The sequence below is a fragment of the Ancylobacter sp. GW821-FHT10E12 genome (genome assembly GCF_058809335.1).
In genome coordinates this window covers 84,584-102,133 of the sequence record NZ_JBXASN010000012.1, presented here as the reverse complement: position 1 = coordinate 102,133, position 17,550 = coordinate 84,584, and the positions used below count along the sequence as shown (strand labels likewise).

General features: G+C 67.6%; 15 protein-coding genes. 1 reads left to right on the top strand and 14 read right to left on the bottom strand.

Annotated elements, in window-relative coordinates; translation table 11 throughout:
• Nucleotides 1-11 precede the first annotated feature (11 nt).
• The 12 genes from AC1RU4_RS17115 to AC1RU4_RS17060 form a co-directional block, all read right to left on the bottom strand.
• Nucleotides 12-1,406, bottom strand: coding sequence for a phage terminase large subunit (locus AC1RU4_RS17115; protein WP_492892325.1), 1,395 nt, complete (start codon nucleotides 1,404-1,406; stop codon nucleotides 12-14).
• Between the two features lie 53 nt (nucleotides 1,407-1,459).
• Nucleotides 1,460-1,924, bottom strand: coding sequence for a hypothetical protein (locus AC1RU4_RS17110; RefSeq protein ID WP_492892324.1), 465 nt, complete (start codon nucleotides 1,922-1,924; stop codon nucleotides 1,460-1,462).
• Nucleotides 1,921-2,532 carry a recombinase family protein gene (locus tag AC1RU4_RS17105; RefSeq protein ID WP_492892323.1) on the bottom strand — a complete coding sequence of 204 codons (612 nt, stop codon included), beginning with the start codon at nucleotides 2,530-2,532 and terminating at the stop codon, nucleotides 1,921-1,923. Before AC1RU4_RS17105 ends, AC1RU4_RS17110 begins: the two co-directional genes overlap by 4 nt.
• Complete coding sequence (locus AC1RU4_RS17100) at nucleotides 2,529-3,404, bottom strand: hypothetical protein (RefSeq protein WP_492892322.1); 876 nt, start codon at nucleotides 3,402-3,404, stop codon at nucleotides 2,529-2,531. Before AC1RU4_RS17100 ends, AC1RU4_RS17105 begins: the two co-directional genes overlap by 4 nt.
• Before the next feature lie 18 nt (nucleotides 3,405-3,422).
• Complete coding sequence (locus AC1RU4_RS17095) at nucleotides 3,423-3,653, bottom strand: hypothetical protein (RefSeq protein ID WP_492892321.1); 231 nt, start codon at nucleotides 3,651-3,653, stop codon at nucleotides 3,423-3,425.
• 600 nt (nucleotides 3,654-4,253) lie between these two features.
• Entirely contained in the window at nucleotides 4,254-6,578 is a 2,325-nt protein-coding gene (locus AC1RU4_RS17090; RefSeq protein WP_492892320.1) for a DUF5906 domain-containing protein, read from the bottom strand.
• A 200-nt stretch (nucleotides 6,579-6,778) separates the two neighbouring features.
• Nucleotides 6,779-7,021, bottom strand: a complete 243-nt coding sequence (locus AC1RU4_RS17085) for a helix-turn-helix transcriptional regulator (protein WP_492892319.1) — start codon at nucleotides 7,019-7,021, stop codon at nucleotides 6,779-6,781.
• Between the two features lie 213 nt (nucleotides 7,022-7,234).
• Complete coding sequence (locus AC1RU4_RS17080) at nucleotides 7,235-7,429, bottom strand: helix-turn-helix transcriptional regulator (RefSeq protein WP_492892318.1); 195 nt, start codon at nucleotides 7,427-7,429, stop codon at nucleotides 7,235-7,237.
• A gap of 92 nt (nucleotides 7,430-7,521) precedes the next feature.
• The gene (locus AC1RU4_RS17075; protein ID WP_492892317.1) at nucleotides 7,522-8,580 is read right to left on the bottom strand and encodes a hypothetical protein; all 1,059 of its coding nucleotides are present in this window, start codon (nucleotides 8,578-8,580) and stop codon (nucleotides 7,522-7,524) included.
• A complete protein-coding gene (locus tag AC1RU4_RS17070; protein ID WP_492892316.1) occupies nucleotides 8,571-9,746 on the bottom strand; it encodes a tyrosine-type recombinase/integrase in 1,176 nt (391 codons plus the stop codon). Before AC1RU4_RS17070 ends, AC1RU4_RS17075 begins: the two co-directional genes overlap by 10 nt.
• 463 nt (nucleotides 9,747-10,209) lie before the next feature.
• Entirely contained in the window at nucleotides 10,210-11,037 is an 828-nt protein-coding gene (locus AC1RU4_RS17065) for a hypothetical protein (protein WP_492892315.1), read from the bottom strand.
• Nucleotides 11,038-11,169: 132 nt separating this feature from the next.
• On the bottom strand, nucleotides 11,170-14,091 hold the full coding sequence (locus AC1RU4_RS17060) for a glycosyltransferase family 25 protein (RefSeq protein ID WP_492892314.1): 2,922 nt from the start codon (nucleotides 14,089-14,091) through the stop codon (nucleotides 11,170-11,172).
• A 510-nt stretch (nucleotides 14,092-14,601) separates the two neighbouring features.
• Between AC1RU4_RS17060 and AC1RU4_RS17055 the strand changes: the two genes are divergently transcribed.
• Nucleotides 14,602-15,315, top strand: a complete 714-nt coding sequence (locus AC1RU4_RS17055; RefSeq protein WP_492892313.1) for an SOS response-associated peptidase — start codon at nucleotides 14,602-14,604, stop codon at nucleotides 15,313-15,315.
• Between the two features lie 53 nt (nucleotides 15,316-15,368).
• Here the strand turns inward: AC1RU4_RS17055 and AC1RU4_RS17050 are convergent, their stop codons facing one another.
• On the bottom strand, nucleotides 15,369-16,880 hold the full coding sequence (locus AC1RU4_RS17050; protein ID WP_492892312.1) for a tripartite tricarboxylate transporter permease: 1,512 nt from the start codon (nucleotides 16,878-16,880) through the stop codon (nucleotides 15,369-15,371).
• Between the two features lie 12 nt (nucleotides 16,881-16,892).
• Nucleotides 16,893-17,378, bottom strand: coding sequence for a tripartite tricarboxylate transporter TctB family protein (locus AC1RU4_RS17045; protein WP_492892311.1), 486 nt, complete (start codon nucleotides 17,376-17,378; stop codon nucleotides 16,893-16,895).
• Nucleotides 17,379-17,550: the final 172 nt, after the last annotated feature.

The window sequence follows — 17,550 nt, the reverse complement described above, 5'->3', positions numbered from 1 at the left end:
CTGATCTGCTCCTACATCACCCTGCGCTCAAGGCGGGGCGGGTCGGTAGAGACGAGGTAGGAGCAGGCGTCCAGCGCGTGGTCGGGACCATCGGTCTGGCAGTCCTCGGGGTTGCGGTGCGAGCGGCCGAGGTATGGCACGGTGTTTAGGAAGTAGGCACAGCGCGCCGAGACGTAGAGCCCCGGCCGCACGCCATCTCCGGCATCACGCATCAGCTCGCGCAGCTTCGGCAGCCGGGCCGTCCGGCGCCCCTTCACAGAGGGCCAGAAGAAAACCCCCTCGCGGCGGAACAGCGTGGCGACGTCGGCCTGGTCCATGGCCTGCGAGGCGAACTGCGCGCAGTCGAGGATGCCGCTCGCCCGGCGGGCGGGGATGCCCCAATGGGCGAGCCGGTCGCGGATGTCGCCGGCCACCTCGGACACCGGCGCGCGGGTCCCCCGGTTCAGGTCATCCTCGTATGCGGTGTGGACCTCATCGAACAGGAAGAACGACCCCTTGGGCATGAATGTACTGCCGATGTAGGCACCCGGGGAGATGGCCGCGAACAGGACGACGGCCGGCGCGGTGGTGCCCCAGTCGCACGAGAACCGTATCGCCCAGTTCACCGGGCGGGAGAACGGCCGGTCCAGCGGGTCGGGCGGCGCAACGACGTTCCGCGCCTCATCGAACACGCCGCCGAAGTAGTCACCGGCGATGGCGGTCCAGTCACCATCTATCCATGCCTGCGCCAGGCCGGGGTCAACCTTGGCGACGGCGGCGAGCTGCTTCTCATACTCCGCCGGCAGGCGCGGGTTGTCGGTCAGCTTGGACGGGCAGCGCACATAGGTGCGGCCCGATATCGGGTCCTCGACCGGGCGCCACGCCGGCCGGCGGAAGATGTACCGCTTGGCGATCACCGCGTGCCCCGGGCCGCCCGGGTTGGCGGTCATAATCATCCGGGTCGGGATGCCGGCGGCCGAGCGCAGGCATCCCCGGAGGAAGTCGAACAGCGAGAGGTCAGCGTACTGGCCCACCTCCTCGGCGACAATGCAGTCGAAGCTCTTGCCCTGTAGCGGCAGGAGGTCCTTCATCGTCTCAAGGTGGCGCATCTCGATGTAGGCGCCGTTCGGCAACCGGAATATGTGCTCGGCGGCGTTGTGGCGGACGCCCGAGCCGAAGCGCAGCCGGAACACCGAGAGCAATTCGTGCTCCAGCTCCGACAGCGCGCCCTGGGTCTGGCGGGTCACGAGGGTGCGGGACTGTGCGCCCCACCGCTCGGCGCGGCGGAACACCTCAAGGATCACAGCGTAGGTCTTGCCGCCACCGCGCCCACCGTCGAGGAGGAGGTCCCACTCCTGCGGCAGCGAGAGCACCCGCTGCTGGAAGGGGGTCGGGGCGATGTCGATGGTGCCGGCGCCGGGGAGCATGGCGGTACTATATTGCTGCCGCCAATGCCCCGCCCGCGCGGATCGTTGTTGCCCTACTCGGTGTCGGGATCGGGCTTCGCGTCGATCATCTTGTTGTAGTCCTCGGGCGACATCGCCGCCGGCAGGTTTATGTTCACCTGCACATTGTTGGTGCCGGCCGCCGCCTCGCCCTCGCGGTATCCGTGGCGGGCCTTCAGCAGGAAGATGCCGGCGACGATGTTGCCCTCATCGGACGCCCGGCGGAGGTTGTCCACCAGCGCGTCGTGCTCGCGGGCGAGCCCCTGCTGGAATGCCTCGTCCACCTCCGGCTGCTCACGGCGGCAGCGCACGAAGGCGCCGTGGCCCATGCCGAGGGCGCGGGCGATGGTCGCAACGCTGCAACCCCGGCCGGCCAGCTCCTCGACAAGGGCGAGGCCATGCTCTGTCACCACCCACTTGGATCGGCCTCCGGTGCCCTCGGGCGGCATCTCAAGGCGGGCGGGGAGCGGCGGCTTGGCCTTCTGGGGATGGTCGGTCACGGTGGAGCCTCCTGTTGCTCGGCGTCAAACTCTTGGCAGATGCGGTGGGCGAGGCCCTTCCCGCAGTGCAGCTCACGGGCGATGGCGTTCACGCCCAGCCCCCGGGCGCGCAGGCCACGGATCGCGGTGGCGACGGTGTCGGGCGCGGGCGGGCGCCCGAGCCGGGTGCCGGCGGAGCGGGCGCGGGCGAGGCCGGCGCAGGTCCGCTCGACGATCATCGCCCGCTCGAACTCGGCGAACACGCCCGACATCTGGAGCAGCGCGCGCCCGGCGGGCGTCGAGGTGTCGAGGGCCTGCTGCTCAAGGAACAGGTCGCAGCCGAGCGAGCGGAGCGCCTCGAACAGCCCAACGAGGTCATGGAGGGAGCGCCCGAGGCGGGAGACGTCCCACGCCATCACGATGTCGAAGCGGCGGCGGGCGGCGTCCCGCATCAGCCGGTCCAGCCCCGGGCGCACAGAGCTGGCGCCGGATGCCGTCTCGACATACTCGTGGACGACGGCCCAGCCGGCGCGGGACGCCACATCCCGGAGCCGGAGGAGCTGGTTATCGGCCGTCTGGTCGCCGGTGCTCACCCGGGCGTAGATCGCGGCGCGGCGGCGGGGGCTCACTTGCGCCCCCAGTGCCAGACCGGCTCGCCGTCGCCCGGCGCAAACTGCTGCATCTTGTCGACGATGTGGCCGCCGCCCTCATGCGGGATGGGCGCGTCCAGCCCGGCCGGCAGCACGAGGTGGTAGACCGGGATCATCTGCGCGGGGTCGAAGCCGAAGGACTGGATGGCCTCGGCGCGGATGGCGTCCCGCTGGTCGGCGGGGAACTCGTCCGGGTGCTGCGAGCCGTGGCGGCGGCCGAGCTCATCCATCATCGCGCCAAACGTCCCGGCGCCCTCCCAGTCGCAGGCGAGCCACCGCTGGAAGCCGTCCTCAAAGGTCGTGCGGATGCCGTAGCCCTTCAGGTGGTGCATGTCCCAGGACAGGCCCGAGCGGACGGTGGCGACCCGCCACGGGTGGAGGTGGCGCAGCAGCTCGGTCAGGCTCGCACCCTCGGGCCGCCAGAGGAGGTCGACCAAGAGCGCCTGCTTGGTGCCGGCCCGGCAGGGCTTGGCCTCGGCCTTGGCCGCGAGGTTCATGCCGCGCGGGCGCTTGGTGGTGGTGGGCTTCTTGGCGAGGGCCGGGCGCACGAGGCGGTCGATTGCTGCCTCGCGGCGGTCGCGCTCCTCGGCCTCGGCAGCGCGGGCCTGCCCGAGGGTGGCGATGGCGGCCCAGACGCGGCGGCGGCCCGCCTTCACGTCGGCGAACCGCTTCACCGGCTCGGCGCTGGCGGCATTGTACAGGGCGACAAGCTGCGGCCCGGAGAGGGGCGACAGGTCATCTTCGCCGCCGATCCATAACAGGCCGAGGTCAACGGCCGCCTGCTCGGCGGCGGTGGCGGTCGGGTGGAAGGCGATGGACAGGGTGGCGGGGTCGATGGTGGCGAAGGTCATGGTGTGGTTCTCCATTTCTCAGAGGGGGCGGCAGGCAGGGCGGCGGGACGGGCTCGCCCGGCCGCAGCGGTGGACGACGATCACAGTCTCGGCGGAGGCACGCTCCCGGGCGCGCAGGTCGGCGAGCAGGGCGAGGCCCCGCGCCTGTGTCGCCGAGATGTGCGTGGGCGGGGGCGTCACCTTCACCGGCTGCGCGTGGGCACAGCCGGCGAGGAGGAGCGCGAGGGCGGTCGGGGCAAAGGCTCTCAAGTGGCTCTCCATTTCTCATCTCAATCAGGGGTTGTATATCGAGCGGAACGTAGCGTGGAGTGGTGGTATCCGTCTACCCCGGAAACGACCGTTTGCGGGGCGCCCAGAAGGGACCGATTCAGCCTTGGAAACGCTGGCTTCCGGCGAGGTCACCGCGAGGGGGTTTTCGGGGCGGCTGGCCGCCGATCTTGTTGCCGAGGCCCCGGCTGCCATCCGGCAGGCACCAACGGCCGGCCGGCGCGCCCTTTTTGGCAGGTCGATGCGTGGTGTTGCGTGGCACTATGCCCAAAGACATCGGCGAGGGAACCGCGAGACGGTTTCCGACCGGGCGGGAGAACCGTCTCGGAACCGTCTCGCCCCTAACCTCTTGCTCGCCTTACTCTTTCTTCTTCTATAAGACGGTTAGACGGTTAGACGGCAGAAAGCGTCCCGGTGCCGGAGCCGTGGGCAAGCCGCCGCTCGGCCGCCCCTCGGGTGCCCGGCACCGGGAAAGCGGGAACCCCCGGCTAACCGTCTAACCGTCTCGCGAACCACTTTTCTTCCACGGCACCAGACACTTAGCGCCGAGACGGTCGCGAGACGGTTCGAGCAGCGAGACGCCTAGAACGGGACGTCATCGCCCGGCAGGCACACGACGTCCCAAGCCGCCACGCCGTCCTCGCCCCACTCGACCACCAGCCCGCGAGCCTGCGCCCAGCTCCGCCGCGCCTCGGGCAGGGGCGGCATCCACCACCCCCGCGCCTGCCTGCTATGCACGCGCACACGGCCGGCCTCGCCGCCTGCCTGCTTCAGCTCATGGGCGATCCGCTCGCTCAGGCCCGGCTTCACCTCGCTCACCAACCGCCGCGCGACCGCCCATGTCAGCAGGTCGCCAATCGGCAGGAACACGCGCTGCCCATCATGCAGCGTCGGCCACCGACCGTCCTCGCGCTCGACCGGCGGCGTCTCGCCACGCATCAGCAGCTCATGCACCACCGCCGCCGCGCCGCTCAGGCTCGCCATCTTCTGGGCCATCAGCTCGCCGGTCTGCGGGACGTTCCAGCGCGGGTGCCAGCCGTCGAGGTCCATCGCCAGCAGGTCGTGCAACATCGCCGCCAGCCCGCCATTCTCCATTTCCTCAACGAGGGCGGAGAAGTAGGCCTTGTCCCCCTTCCGGGCGTCGGACACCGAGAACGCGGCGAAGCGGCGCTCGTCAATGGAGGCCGGCACCACCCAGTCCTCGTTGCTCGACATCACGATGTGGAGGTGGTTCGGCGACTGGAAGGAGTTGGTGCCCTTTCCCTCGATCTGGAGCGTTGGCTCCGTCACCATCAGCTTCAGCGCCGCCTCGGCCTCGCGGTCGCCGCGCCACTCCACCTCATCGGCAAAAAGCAGGCAGCAGTCGCGCAGGTGGAGGTTAAACCGGCTGGTCAGCAGCCGGCCACCGCCGATGTGCAGGCCATGCTGGCCGAACATCCCCGCCATCGCCCGGGCGAACAGGCCCTTGCCGGTGCCCTTCCTGCCCCGGAAAACCAGCGCGACCTCGGCCGGCACCGCCGGCTGCTGGACGGCGAAGGCGGCCCACCGCACGATGTACTCGGCCGCAGCCTCGTCGCCACCGGCGAGCACGTCGTGGATGTGCGCGCGCATCAGCGGCCACCCGCCGGCCTTCGGCACGACACCGAAGCCGCGCCACAGGTTCATCTGCTCGCCAACCTCCTCGCCCTCGCCGGGCGCGAAGACGAGCGAGTGGCTCTGGCGGCGGTGCGGCCACCGGAGCCACGCCTCGCCGAGCGGCTTCCGCACCGGGTTTCCCTCCTTGTCCCTCGCGACCTCCACCTGCCGGTTCATGTATCGGTTTCGGAAGTCGTCGAAGCTCTGGAGCGTCACGACGTTGCGAAGCTCGCCCTTCATCCCGCTGGGCGCCGGCACGAACTCCAGCACCCGCGTCTTCCCCTGCTCGTTCATGAGGACGACATGGCGGAGGTTCAGCTCGGCCAGCTCGGGCTCGTGGGCGACCTCGCGCGCCCGTTCGATCTGCCGCGCCGCATACCGCTGCGGCTTCGGTTGGTCGAGGACATGGCCGGAGATGACAAAGTCGGGATCGAGGATCACCGCCGCCATCTGGTCGTCGGTGCAGCCGGCCCGCACCATCTCGGTCAGCACGGCGAACAGCGCCTCGGACCGCGAGGGATACCGGGTCGGGTCGTCGGGATCGTCGCCGTTCTGGATCAGCGCCTTGGTGCGGGTCGAAACCGCCGCTGGCAGATCGTCGAGGCTGTCGAGCCGGGGCAGGTCGCCGGAAATCTCGACGCGGCCCGGCGCGCCGCCCGCTGTCGAGCGGGCACTGCCGGCTGGCGATCCCGGCGTGGCCGGGAATTCCTCCAGCCGGTACCGGCGGCCCCAGTCCTCGGCCACGACGCGGGCGAGCGCCGGCTTTCGGCCCTTCTCGCGCTTCTTGTCGCCGGGGACGTTGATAGTGCCCGGCAGACGCATGATGCGGTCAATGTTGTGGCAAGCGTCAGCCTGCAACGCGACCTCAATCGCAAGGTTGCGGCGCTCGACCGGCAGGTGCCGCTCCTCGTCTCCGGTCTCGCCCGGCAGCGGCACCGCCTCGGCAAGCAGCCAGAAGGCCTGAAAGCCGCCGCCGCTGTCGATGATGATGCTGGGCGGCGGATCGTACGCACGCAGCAGGCGCTCGGCACGCTCTCGCTCCCTGTCGAGCGGCTCGCCGTGCCGGGGGTCGACATCGACATGCAGGGCACGTGCGGCGGCGATGTCCGCCTTTTTAGCCTTCTTGGTGAGCGGTCGGAAGGCATCATTGACCATGAAGTAGAGGTTCCGCTTGCCGGCCCACCGCACGAGCCACGCACGCATCTCGGACTCCCGCTCGGGCGAGAAGGTCTTGGTCTCGGTCGAACCATCCGGGATGATCGCCGTCAGCACCCATGGTCCATCGGCACGCCACGCCCGGAGGAACCGCACGGACGCATCAATGTCCGGCTTCGGCGCCAAGCCTTCGCCCTCGACCGGGACAGCGGAGGCCACTACCTTAGGGGTGCTAAGGTGGTGACCGAAGCTCTCCTTCTCGCCCCCGGCGGCCGTCCCAGCGGCGTCGGGGGCGGTCCCCCTCATCTCCTCCTCCATCACGCCATCGCCTCCATCCACGCACGCACGTCAGCGGCGCGGTAGCGGACAGCCCGGCCGACCTTCAGGAAGGGCGCACCGGCTCCGGTGGCGCGGTACTCCTCGAGCGCCTTGGGCGAGATGCCGGTCATCTGGGAAACCTGCTCGGTGGTCAGGTACTCGGGCGTCACCGGGACGCGCCAGCGCGGCAGGATGCGCGCGGCGACCGCCTCGGCGATTGCGTCAATCGTCTTCTGGTCCATGGACTTTCACCAAGGGGGCCGCCAGAGGCAGGCGGCCGGTTGGCGACAGGGCGTCGGCGCAAGCGCGCCCGCTGGGTTGCCCCGCGCCCTGCATCGGGCGCTCCCCGCGCGCGGCACGTCCCAGCCAGCCGGCGCGGTTTCATAGTCCAATTGCGTACGCTACCGCTGCCGGCAGGGCGGCGAAACCCCGTCCGGCCCGCGATCCGTTGTTGCTCAGGCGCGCCGCGCCTCGGCGCGCCCGGCGACCCAAGCGGCGACCTCGCGCTCCAGCCAAGCGACCTTGTTGGCGGAGAGGTGGAGCTGGCGGGGAAAGTCCCCGCGCCGCACCATCTTGTAGATGGTCGGCTTGGAAAGGCGGGTGCGCTCGGCGACCTCGCCGATGGTCAGGAGGGTGTCAGGGTTCAGCATGTGCGGCTCCTCGGTTAACTGCGGGGAGCCTCGCCGATATCGCCGTCCGCCGAAATTCCGAAACACGCCCCGGTCCGGCCGGGGAGCGTCTCCTAACCTGCCGGTGTCTTTCGGGGGCGCTTCTCGAAGACGCCCAGTGCCACCAGCCGCTCTAGGGTAGAGACTGCATCGTACTGCGCCCGCTGTTTCTTGGCATCGTCGGTCTTAAAGACCGCCGTGTCAGAGTAATTCTGCCACAAATACTTCAGAAAGACGTCTCGCACAAAGCGGCTCATTTCGGAGGGTTCATCACGCCGCCCCACCGCGAACTCACCTCCGGCCTGCCACCACATCTCTACAGCAGCTTCGGCGAGGGCGTTCTCGTGTTCACTCGGGCGGCCGGGCAGCCGGAGCATGGCCCGGATGTCGTCGAGCACCAGCGAGAGGTCGAACAGGCTGTGTGCCAGATCATCCCGGAAGGGAGGCTCGGCTTCAAAGCCCAGCTCGACCGGCAGCCGGCTCTCGACCCTCGCCAGCATCTCGTCGGCGACGAGGGCACGGAGGGAAAGCGGGGCACGCTCCCAAGCGTTCCTCAGGGCCTCAATGGCGGCGACACCGTCCTTGCCGAACTCCGCCCGGAGCCCGCGCGCTTGGTCATCACCGAGGCTCCTGCGCTTACCTTCGACCCTCGCCAGCAAGAGCCTGCGTTCCTGTTGGGCTCCGGCTTCAACTGCCGCCAACAGGAGCTTCCGCTTTTCCTCGGCACCGGCTTTGGCCGCCTCCAGCAAGAGCTTTTGCTCGCCATCGGCCACAGCTTGCCGGAACTTCCGCTCATGTTCGGATTGGGCCGCGACCGCCGCAAAAAGGAGCTTCCGCTTCTGCTCTCGCTCGGCTCCGCCTTCAGCCTCAGCCAAGGCCTGCCAGAGCTTCTGCACTTCTTCTGCCGCCAGCAGCGAGAGCTTCCGCTCTCGTTCGGCTTCGGCTTTGGCCGAAGCCGGCAGCACCAAGAGCTTCTGCTCCCGCTCTTGTTCACGTTCGGCCTCGGCCGCCGCCGACAAGAGCAATAGCTTCCGCTCCCGCTTCCGCTTCTGCTCGGCCTTGTCCGCCAACAAGAGCTTCCGCTTCCGCTTCCGCCGTTGCTTGGTCGGCCGCTTGTCGACGTTCAGCTCCACTCCTGCCCCCACCGCACCAGCGCCGCGCGCTTCTCGTCGAGGTAATTGTATCGGTTGTAGATGCCGGCGACACCGTCGAGGACATGGCCGAGCACACGCTCTATGTGCTCCTGCGGCACGCCGAGCCGCGCCATGTGCGTCGCGGCCGAGCGCCGGAGGTCATGCAGCGTCCAGTCCTCGACGCCCGACAGCTTGTCCAGCCGGGCCTTGGCCTTGGAGAAGCCGGAGACGGGCCGCCGGCCGGCGGTTGTCGAGAGGAGGAAGTCACCCCCACTCCAGACCGGCAGCGCGTCCACGATGGCGAGGGCCGGCGGCGACAGCGGCACCACCTGCGGCCGGTCGGTCTTGTAGTGGCTCGCCGGGACCTCAAAGGCATCCATCTCGGGCAACCGCCATCCGCGCTGTAGCTGGGCGACCTCGGCCCGCCGCTGTGCCGTCAGGATCAGCAGCCGGACCATCGAGCCGAAGGGGTAGTTCATCTTGCCGGCCGCGTCCCAGACCGCCCGCAGCTCCTCCATCGTCAGCACCCGCTCGCGCGCCGCGTAGGCGAGGTTGGGCCGGCGCATCCCAGCCATCGGGCTCGCCGGGATTAGGCCCCGGTCGGCAGCCCAGTTAAACAGCTTGGTCACGTGCTTTCGGACCTCGCGCGCGAGGCTCACGCCGCGCTCCTTCTCGACCTTGTCGAGCAGCTCATGCACCGCCGGCCGGTCGATGTCGGTTATCGGCACTCCCCGCCATGTCGGCAGCACATGGTTCTCGAACAGCTTCTCGGTGTCCCGCCACTTCACCGTGTGGGTCTTGGCGTACCGCTCGATGAATGTCTCGCACACGAGGTCAAAGACGCGCTCGCCCTTCTGGCGGACCTCGCTGCGGTGCTGGTCGGCGGGATCGTCACCCCGGTCGGCGAGGGCGAGCGCCGAGCGCGCCCGCTCGCGGGCTGCCGACAGGTCAATCAGCGGGTAGGAGCCCAGCGTCATCCGGCGCAGCGGCCCGCGCTTCCCGCCCTCGCCACGCCCGGCGACCCGGTACATCACCGACCAGCTCTTGCTCCCCTTCTCGGTCACGCGGAGGGCGAGGCCGGGCATCGCGAGGTCGAACACCTCCAGCCTCTGGCCCGGCTCCGGCGCGATCTTCTGGACCCCCATCTCAGTCAGCTTCTTCTTCACCCTAGCACCTCCCGGGTAACTCTGGGGTAACGTATCAGCCCGCCTTTCGGCGCCGCTGGACGATATGCCCGGAGACGGGTATAGCCTACAGGTGCTTGAGATTAAAGGGTTTCAGTAGATGCGGCGAGAAAAAGGAATCCCGGCCTAGACTGCGGTTCCGTCCCTTCACACGGGAGGGGTCGCAGGTTCAATCCCTGCATCGCCCACCATCGCCGTCGTTTCCAATGACCGAGCCTGTTCCGCAGACCCGCGGGTAGCGCATCCCTCGGGTGCGCCCCTGCGCGACGGGCCGCCCCGCGGTGAGGCGGCGCCTGCTCCCGGCGCCTTTGCCGTCCGCCGCGCCTCCCGGCTAGGAAGCCGCGACGCGGGAAACTCTGGCACCGAACGATCAATGCGCCGGGTTCAGGTCGAATGGCGTTTCATGCCGCAATCATGCAGATGAAAGATCGAGAAATTCCGATAATCAAGATGCGTGATCGTCTGCGCGGGTTTTCCATTCCAGAAGATCGATGTTCTTATAATTGTCTTTGATGGAACTGTGAAACAGATCCTGAATCTTCCGATAATTTCCAGGGAACAGTTCCGTGTCTATACCAAGAAGGGAGGCTGCGATTCCGACATGCATCCGATCGGTGAAAATCTTGGAATATCCTGACACGATCTTGAAAAATGGAACGATGTCCTTCATTTCGTTGGCCAGGCTGCTGATGTCGAACCCGTTGCCAAAAGGCAATGCATCTGGATGCCGTTCCTTGTCCGTGCGGAAGAAATATCCAAACGGGCTATGAGCTTTGCCTTCTCCAAGATCGATGTCCAGATAAAACGCCATGTCATGGCAGAATATCGAAAATGGATTGGTGGTTTTGCTGCAAAATTCGTCGCGGCAAAAATAAGTCACTCGTCCGTCGTCATTCGATATTGGAGAAAGTTCATAGGTTGTAGGAAGAACGATAACGTGAGAAGCAATTTTCATCATCTTTGCAACGAAATCGCGAGATCCCGGCCAGTTCTTGCACCATGCCCCGCCGCCGCCCGCTAGGATCACGCAGTCATTCATGCGGTAGCCAATCTTGAGAAGATTGTCTGCTATATCGGACAGGGTTCTGCGCGGTGTGATCTTGACGTCGAGATTCCGGTGAAAGAAAAACTGGGTCGTGCCGGTATGAATAAGGGCATCGCCCCAGTTTCCGGTATTCGGAACATAAATCGCAATTTTTCCTTCGCACGTCTTTCTTATGTGCTCGTGAAGGACGTCATAGCATTCGGCATTTCGGAGATTTATGGTTTTCATGAATTTTTCCATAAAACATGAATATCCTTTATCCGGCCGTGCATCCGAATGCGGCTCTGCCCCGAGGGGCATGGCGGTCCGGGTCGCCCTGCAACCTTCGCCGTCCTGCCGGCGGGCCGATGAGCCTTGAGGCTACATGTCATAGTCCGGCAGATACCAGCGATAGGTCTGCGCCACGCTTTCCAATGTACGGATTTTCTGGAATTCCGAGGTGCCGATATCGCTGTCCTTCAGCACCTGAATGGCGGCGTTCGGCCTGATGACAAAGCAACGCTCCTTATAGGCGAAGGTCAGGGCGGACAGTGGCCCGACGTCGAAGGGCAAGTCGCGCCGCTTCACAAGCTCCAGCAAAAAGGCAAAGCTGTCGAAACGCAGGCCAACGGCATGCGAGCCTATGGCGGAGCCGTCGGTCCGGTAGAGGTATTTTCCGGCCGGTTTGATCCACTTCGAATCCCAGTTGTACTGCAGCGTGCCCAGCTGCATGACCATCCAGTCCTTCGGAAGCTCGTCGAAGGCGGCGGCGAATAGTCTTTTTACATTTTGGTGAAAAGCCACGTCATCATCGAAGACCATCAACGTCTCGACCCGGTCGGCAATGGCATGCTCCAGGATCGTCTGCCAGGTCGCGAGATAGGCCCAGGCGCCGGCCGAGGCGATGGCCTTGCGTTTGGCGCGCTGCTCTTCATAGGCCACGCGGGCGACCTGGCTGTCATAGTCGCGATAGAACTGCCACGAGGACCTGACCGGCCGCACCGCAACAGGCGTGCTCGCCAGCGGCAGCGACGAATAGGCCTCGAACGCCGCCGCGATCTCGGGCGACCGGCCGTCGATCGCTGAAATCCGCTCGGCAGCGATTCCCGCGCGGGACAGGCGCCGCTGCACTGCGTCCCAGCGATCGGGCCTGCGATCGAGATTGATGACGCAAACGCGCTGGAACGTGCCGTTTATGCTGCGGTCCACGATGGCCGGAGCGGTGATGCGGCTCCAGCCGATCTTCGGCCGCAATGCGTGCCTGTCGAGCAGGAGGGAAGCGGGCAACGCAGATGCCGCCGACGCGCCGAGATCCGCCGCTATCTCGGGCAGGGTCGACGCCGCGCCGGAAGATCCAGCCGATTGCGCCAGGGACAGGCGGACGAGCCAGTCGCCAAGCGCGGCCGGGGTTTCAGGGCGCTGGTCGACATCGCCGACCGCGGCCACCAGCGGCGCCGCCGCGATGGCGATGACCGGCAACCGGCCATGGCCATCCAGTGGTCGCTGGCTGAGCTGGATGGTGCCGTCCGTGCCGCGGTGCCCGAACGTTGCGGCGTTTTCGAAGCGTTTCGACGCCTCCAGCACGGAGTCGATCCACATGCCGCCGGCCACGCGCAATTCATCCGTGGCAAGGCAAAAGAACTGACCGCCGAGTTGCCGCGCCAAATCGATCGCTTGTCCGAGCCGCGTGTTGGGCGATCGGCGCAGATCATGCAGGAGATGCACCTCCTGGTGAATGCTTAGCGCCTTGATCCACGCCTGTAGTTGCGGATCCTGCGTGATCGAACAGATGATCAGCGCCCAGTCGTAGTCGGTGGAGGCATGGGCAAGCCATGCTTCCAGCGCTTCCTTCGTCTCGTCCAGCGTGGAGGCGAGCAGGCAGAAGACGATCTTCGGGCGAGCCGTGGGCTGCAGCGTCAACGGCCAGGCGTGGCGGATGAGGCCGGTCTGTACCAGGGAGGTGTCGAACTGCGATCGGGTCGCGTTGAGAGACGATTTGTAGATCGTTTCGAAGCCGCCCTCCTGCTCGTTCTGCTGCACCCAGCGCCGACGGCGTGCCATGGCGATCATCGGAATCTTCTGCCGCTGGGCATACAGGGCGACGAACACGTCGGCCATGTTGCGGTGGGCAAAATCGGCCCATCGCAGATCCAGTTTGCTGCTGTGGTAGCAGAATGCGTTGGTGCCCAGTGCATGCACCGTGCGGTCGTGGAGCAGTTCGAGAGCAAAGTAGAAGACGTTGCGGGAGACCGGCTCGTAAAAGTTCTTGAGCGGCTGCTGCAGCAAGGACCCATGCAAGCCGACAAAGGCATGATTGGAGTAGCGTCGCAGGGCGGCGACCGATTTTTCAACATAGTCGAGCGGGTAGACGAGATCGTCGTCGACGACGACGCGATAGCCCGGCTCGTCCTGGACATCGATCCAGCCGAACTTTCCCGCATCGCCCTTGTCGTCCCAGTCCTGCGAGCGGCGGATCTCTATCCGGGGATGGATCAGGAAGCCGGGGACGTCGGGATAATCGTTCAGGAATACCCGGACGATGTCGCATTGCGGCAGCAGGCAGGCCACGGCATCGGCGAGCATCGTCCGCCGTTGGGGGATCGAGGCGAGGGAAGCGATCACCGGCTCGCCCAGATCGTGGCGCGTCCGTGCCTGATGGCTGTCCACATCGACCGCGGCGATCTCGATAGACCGGACGGCAAGGCGGGCGCCCATCTTGGGCCCGGTCGCCACGAGCTGGAGGCAGATGCGCGGAATCCGCGCCGGAACGAAGATGAGATGCTCGGTGACGCCATTGCCGCAAGGCAGCCGGGGTCCCCATTGAGTACCCGCTTCATCGAACACAAGCAGCATCGGTCGCAGGTTGCTTCCCGCCGGCTCCGCCAGATTCACGCGGATGCGCAGCGGGCGGTGGCAGGGCACGGGGATGGGGGAGGATGCGATCCCCGGTGCGCCGTCGGCCTGGTCGAGTTCGATAATGCCGCCGTCATGCAGCCTTACCGATCGGTGGCGGCTCCAGCCGTCCCACCCCTTCGCCAGATCGTAGGACAGCAGCTTGGTCAGCTGCAGGGCCGGACGCGGCGACGGACCGGCGGGTTCTGCCTCCGTCGCCGGAGGAGCGGATCCGGCCGGTGCCACCACGTTCTGTTTCAGCAGCGCGCCCCAGGCATCCAGCCTTGTCTCGACCTGGGCGAGATGCGCGTTGAACAGCGTCGCCAGGATCGACCCGGCGTCATCCGGCGCAGAAGCCGGCGGCTGCCCCGATGCCGCCGGGTTGTCGTTTTCCGATTCAGGGACGTTCATGAGACGGTTTCTGGCTCCAATTGATCTACAGCACGTGCAGCGCGACCGGCCCGGCGATGGCGCATGGCGAGACGATGGGCTGAAACCGCATCGCTACCCTTTCGCCGGCTTGCCGGCGGGGGCCTGCCGGCGGAGGTGGAAACGACACGTCGTGCCCCGCCGCCGGGCCGGGCAGGGGGCTCGATCTCCCGGATGGCGGCTCGGCGTGCCGTCCCCGAGCGACGTCTGTTCCCCGGCCCTGCGCGTGCGAGCGAGCGTTACCGGGCTACGGGCCTTCCACAACGTCATTGCGCACTCTTCGTAAAGGTTATGGGGGGAGCCTATACGCCCGGTCGAAGAGGCGGCAATACAAACCGACCCGGAATCGACGGCCCTCTTGGCGCATCCTGTCGCAGGACGATCTCGCTGCCCGGTCCGTGCCGTCGCCGCGGCCGGTGGCGATGCCGCCAAGGCTGTGCGCGAGGCGCCCGGCGCGGTTGATCGGCCGCCCGCACCCGCTAGGCTGGCCCCATGTGCAATCTCTACAGCCTCAGGACCAATGCGCAGGCGATCGCCGATCTCATCGGCACGCTCGACAATCTCGCCGGCAACATGCCGCCGCAGCCGGGGATCTTTCCCGACCAGCCGGCGCCCATCGTGCGGATGGCGGCGGACGGCACGCGCGAGCTCGTCCGCGCCCGCTGGGGCATGCCGCCGCCCGTGTCCCTTGGCGGTCCGCCGGTCACCAATATCCGCAACCTCGCCTCGCCGCACTGGCGAACATGGCTCGGGCCGGCGCATCGCTGCCTGGTGCCGTTCACCAGCTTCTCCGAATACGCGCCGGCGCCCGATCCGGCCACGGGACGCCGGGATCTGGTCTGGTTCGCCGGCGACGCCTCGCGCCCGCTCGCCTTCTTCGCCGGGCTGTGGACGCCGTGGCACGGCCGGCGCGGCACAAGGGCCGAGCCGGTGGAGGGGCGGCACGAACTGTTCGGCTTCCTCACCTGCGAGCCGAATGCCGTGGTGGCGTCCATCCATCCCAGGGCGATGCCGGTGATCCTCACGACGCGGGAGGAGCGCGAGGCGTGGCTGCGCGCCCCCTGGGACGAGGCGCGTGCGCTGCAAAGGCCATTGCCCGACGACGGGCTCGCCATCGTCGCGCGGGGACCGGCGAAGGCGGATCCCCCCGAAGCGGAAGAGCGGGAGACGGCGCGGCCGGCTGCCGCGCAGCTCAGCCTGTTCTGAAACGGAAATGCCCGGCGCGAGGCCGGGCATCCCATGGTGCGGCGGAAGCGGGCTCAGTCCTCGTCGGCGCCCACCGGGGCCTTGCGGCCGGTGAGGAGATAGAACAGCAGCGGCCCGAACAGCGCCAGCGCCGCCAGCGCATAGAGCGTCGCGGCGATCGGGCTCTGGAACAGCACCAGCGGGTCGCCGACGCTGATGGCGAGCGCCCGGCGCAGCTGCTGCTCGGCCAGCGGGCCGAGGATCAGCCCGACCACCACCGGGGCGATGGGATAGTCGTAGCGGCGCAGCACATAGCCGAGCAGGCCGAAGATCAGCAGCATGCCGAGCTCGACCAGCGACGGGTTGGCGCCGAGCGTACCGAGCGTCGCGAAGACGAGGATGCCGCCATAGAGCCACGGCCGCGGGATCGCCAGCAGCCGCACCCAGATGCCGACCAGCGGCAGGTTGAGGATCAGCAGCATGATATTGGCGATGAACAGCGAGGCGATCAGGCCCCAGACCAGGTCCGGGTTGGTGGCGAACAAGAGCGGGCCGGGGTTCAGCCCATATTGCTGGAAGCCGGCCAGCATGATCGCCGCCGTCGCCGAGGTCGGCAGGCCGAGGGTGAGGAGGGGCACCAGCACGCCGGCGGCGGCCGCGTTATTGGCCGCCTCCGGCCCGGCGACGCCTTCGATGGCGCCGTTGCCGAACTCGTCCGGCTTCCTGCACAGCCGCTTTTCCAGGGCATAGGACAGGAAGGTCGGGATCTCGGCGCCGCCCGCCGGCATGGCGCCGATGGGGAAGCCGAGGAAGGTGCCGCGCAGCCATGGCTTCCACGAGCGCTTCCAGTCCTCCCGGTTCATGAACACCGAGCCGCGCACCGGCTCGATGATCTCGTCCGCCCGCGCGCCGGCGGCGGCCACCGACAGCGTCTCGCCGATGGCGAACAGCGCCACCGCCAGCGTCGTCACCTCGACGCCGTCGAGCAGGTCCGGCACGCCGAAGGAGAGGCGCGCCTGGCCGCTCTGCAGGTCGATGCCGATCAGGCCGAGCGCGAGGCCGATGAACAGGCTGGTGAGCCCGCGCGTCACCGAGGAGCCGAACGCCGCCGACACCGTGGTGAAGGCGAGGATCATCAGCGCAAAATAATCCTCCGGCCCGAAGGAGATGGCGATGTCGACGATGGTCGGCGCGATCAGCGCCAGGCCGATGGTGGCGATGGTGCCGGCGACGAAGGAGCCGATGGCGGCGGTGGCGAGCGCCGGCCCGCCGCGCCCGGCGCGGGCCATCTTGTTGCCTTCCAGCGCGGTGACGATCGAGGAGCTCTCACCCGGCGTGTTGAGCAGGATCGAGGCGGTGGAGCCGCCATACATGCCGCCATAATAGATACCGGCGAACATGATCAGCGAGCCGGCCGGGTCGAGCTTGAAGGTGATGGGCAGCAGCAGCGCCACCGTGAGCGCCGGCCCGATGCCGGGCAGCACGCCGACGGCGGTGCCGAGCATCACGCCGAAGAAGGCGAAGACCAGGTTCATCGGCTGCAGCGCGACGAGAACACCCTGGCCGAGAGCGGCAAATGTTTCCATGACAGGGAACCCTTAGAACAGCCGCTCGAGCGGGCCGGCCGGCAGCGACAGCTGGAGGCCCTTGGCGAAGACGATGTAGATGACGAAGCACATCACCGTGCCGGCGAGGAAATGCGCCCAGATCGGGCCGCGGCCGAAACCCTTCGCCGTGGCGGCGAACAGCCAGCCGGTGGCGATGGAGAAGCCGAGGAAGGGCAGCAGCGCGATCTGCCCGATCAGCCCGGCGAGCACCCAGGCGATGGGGCGGATCTCGTCGCGCGGGCGCGCCTCCTCGATGCCCTTCATCGCCTCGAACAGATTGGCGATGGCGAGCAGGGCGAGGCCGGCGGCGATGAGGGTCGGGAAGGCGGCCGGCCCGACCGACGAATAGGAGGGGATGGACGCCAGCCGCCACGCATCCCAGCCGATGACGGCGGCCAGCACGGCCAGCGCGAAGGCGATGACGAAGAGGGCCTTGTCCGGCTTCGACCGGGACGGAACGGGGTTCGGATGGGACATCGGGTGCCTCTCATGGACAAGGCGCATCGGGGATGGGGCAGAAGCCGGCGCGGCCCGGCAGGGGCGTCCGGCGCGTTTCAGGAGGCGGGCACGGGCCGGGCAGCGACCTCGGGTGCAGGTCGCGTACGGGGCCGGGTGCGGGCCAAGGCGTGGCATGGGGCGGTTGTCGGGC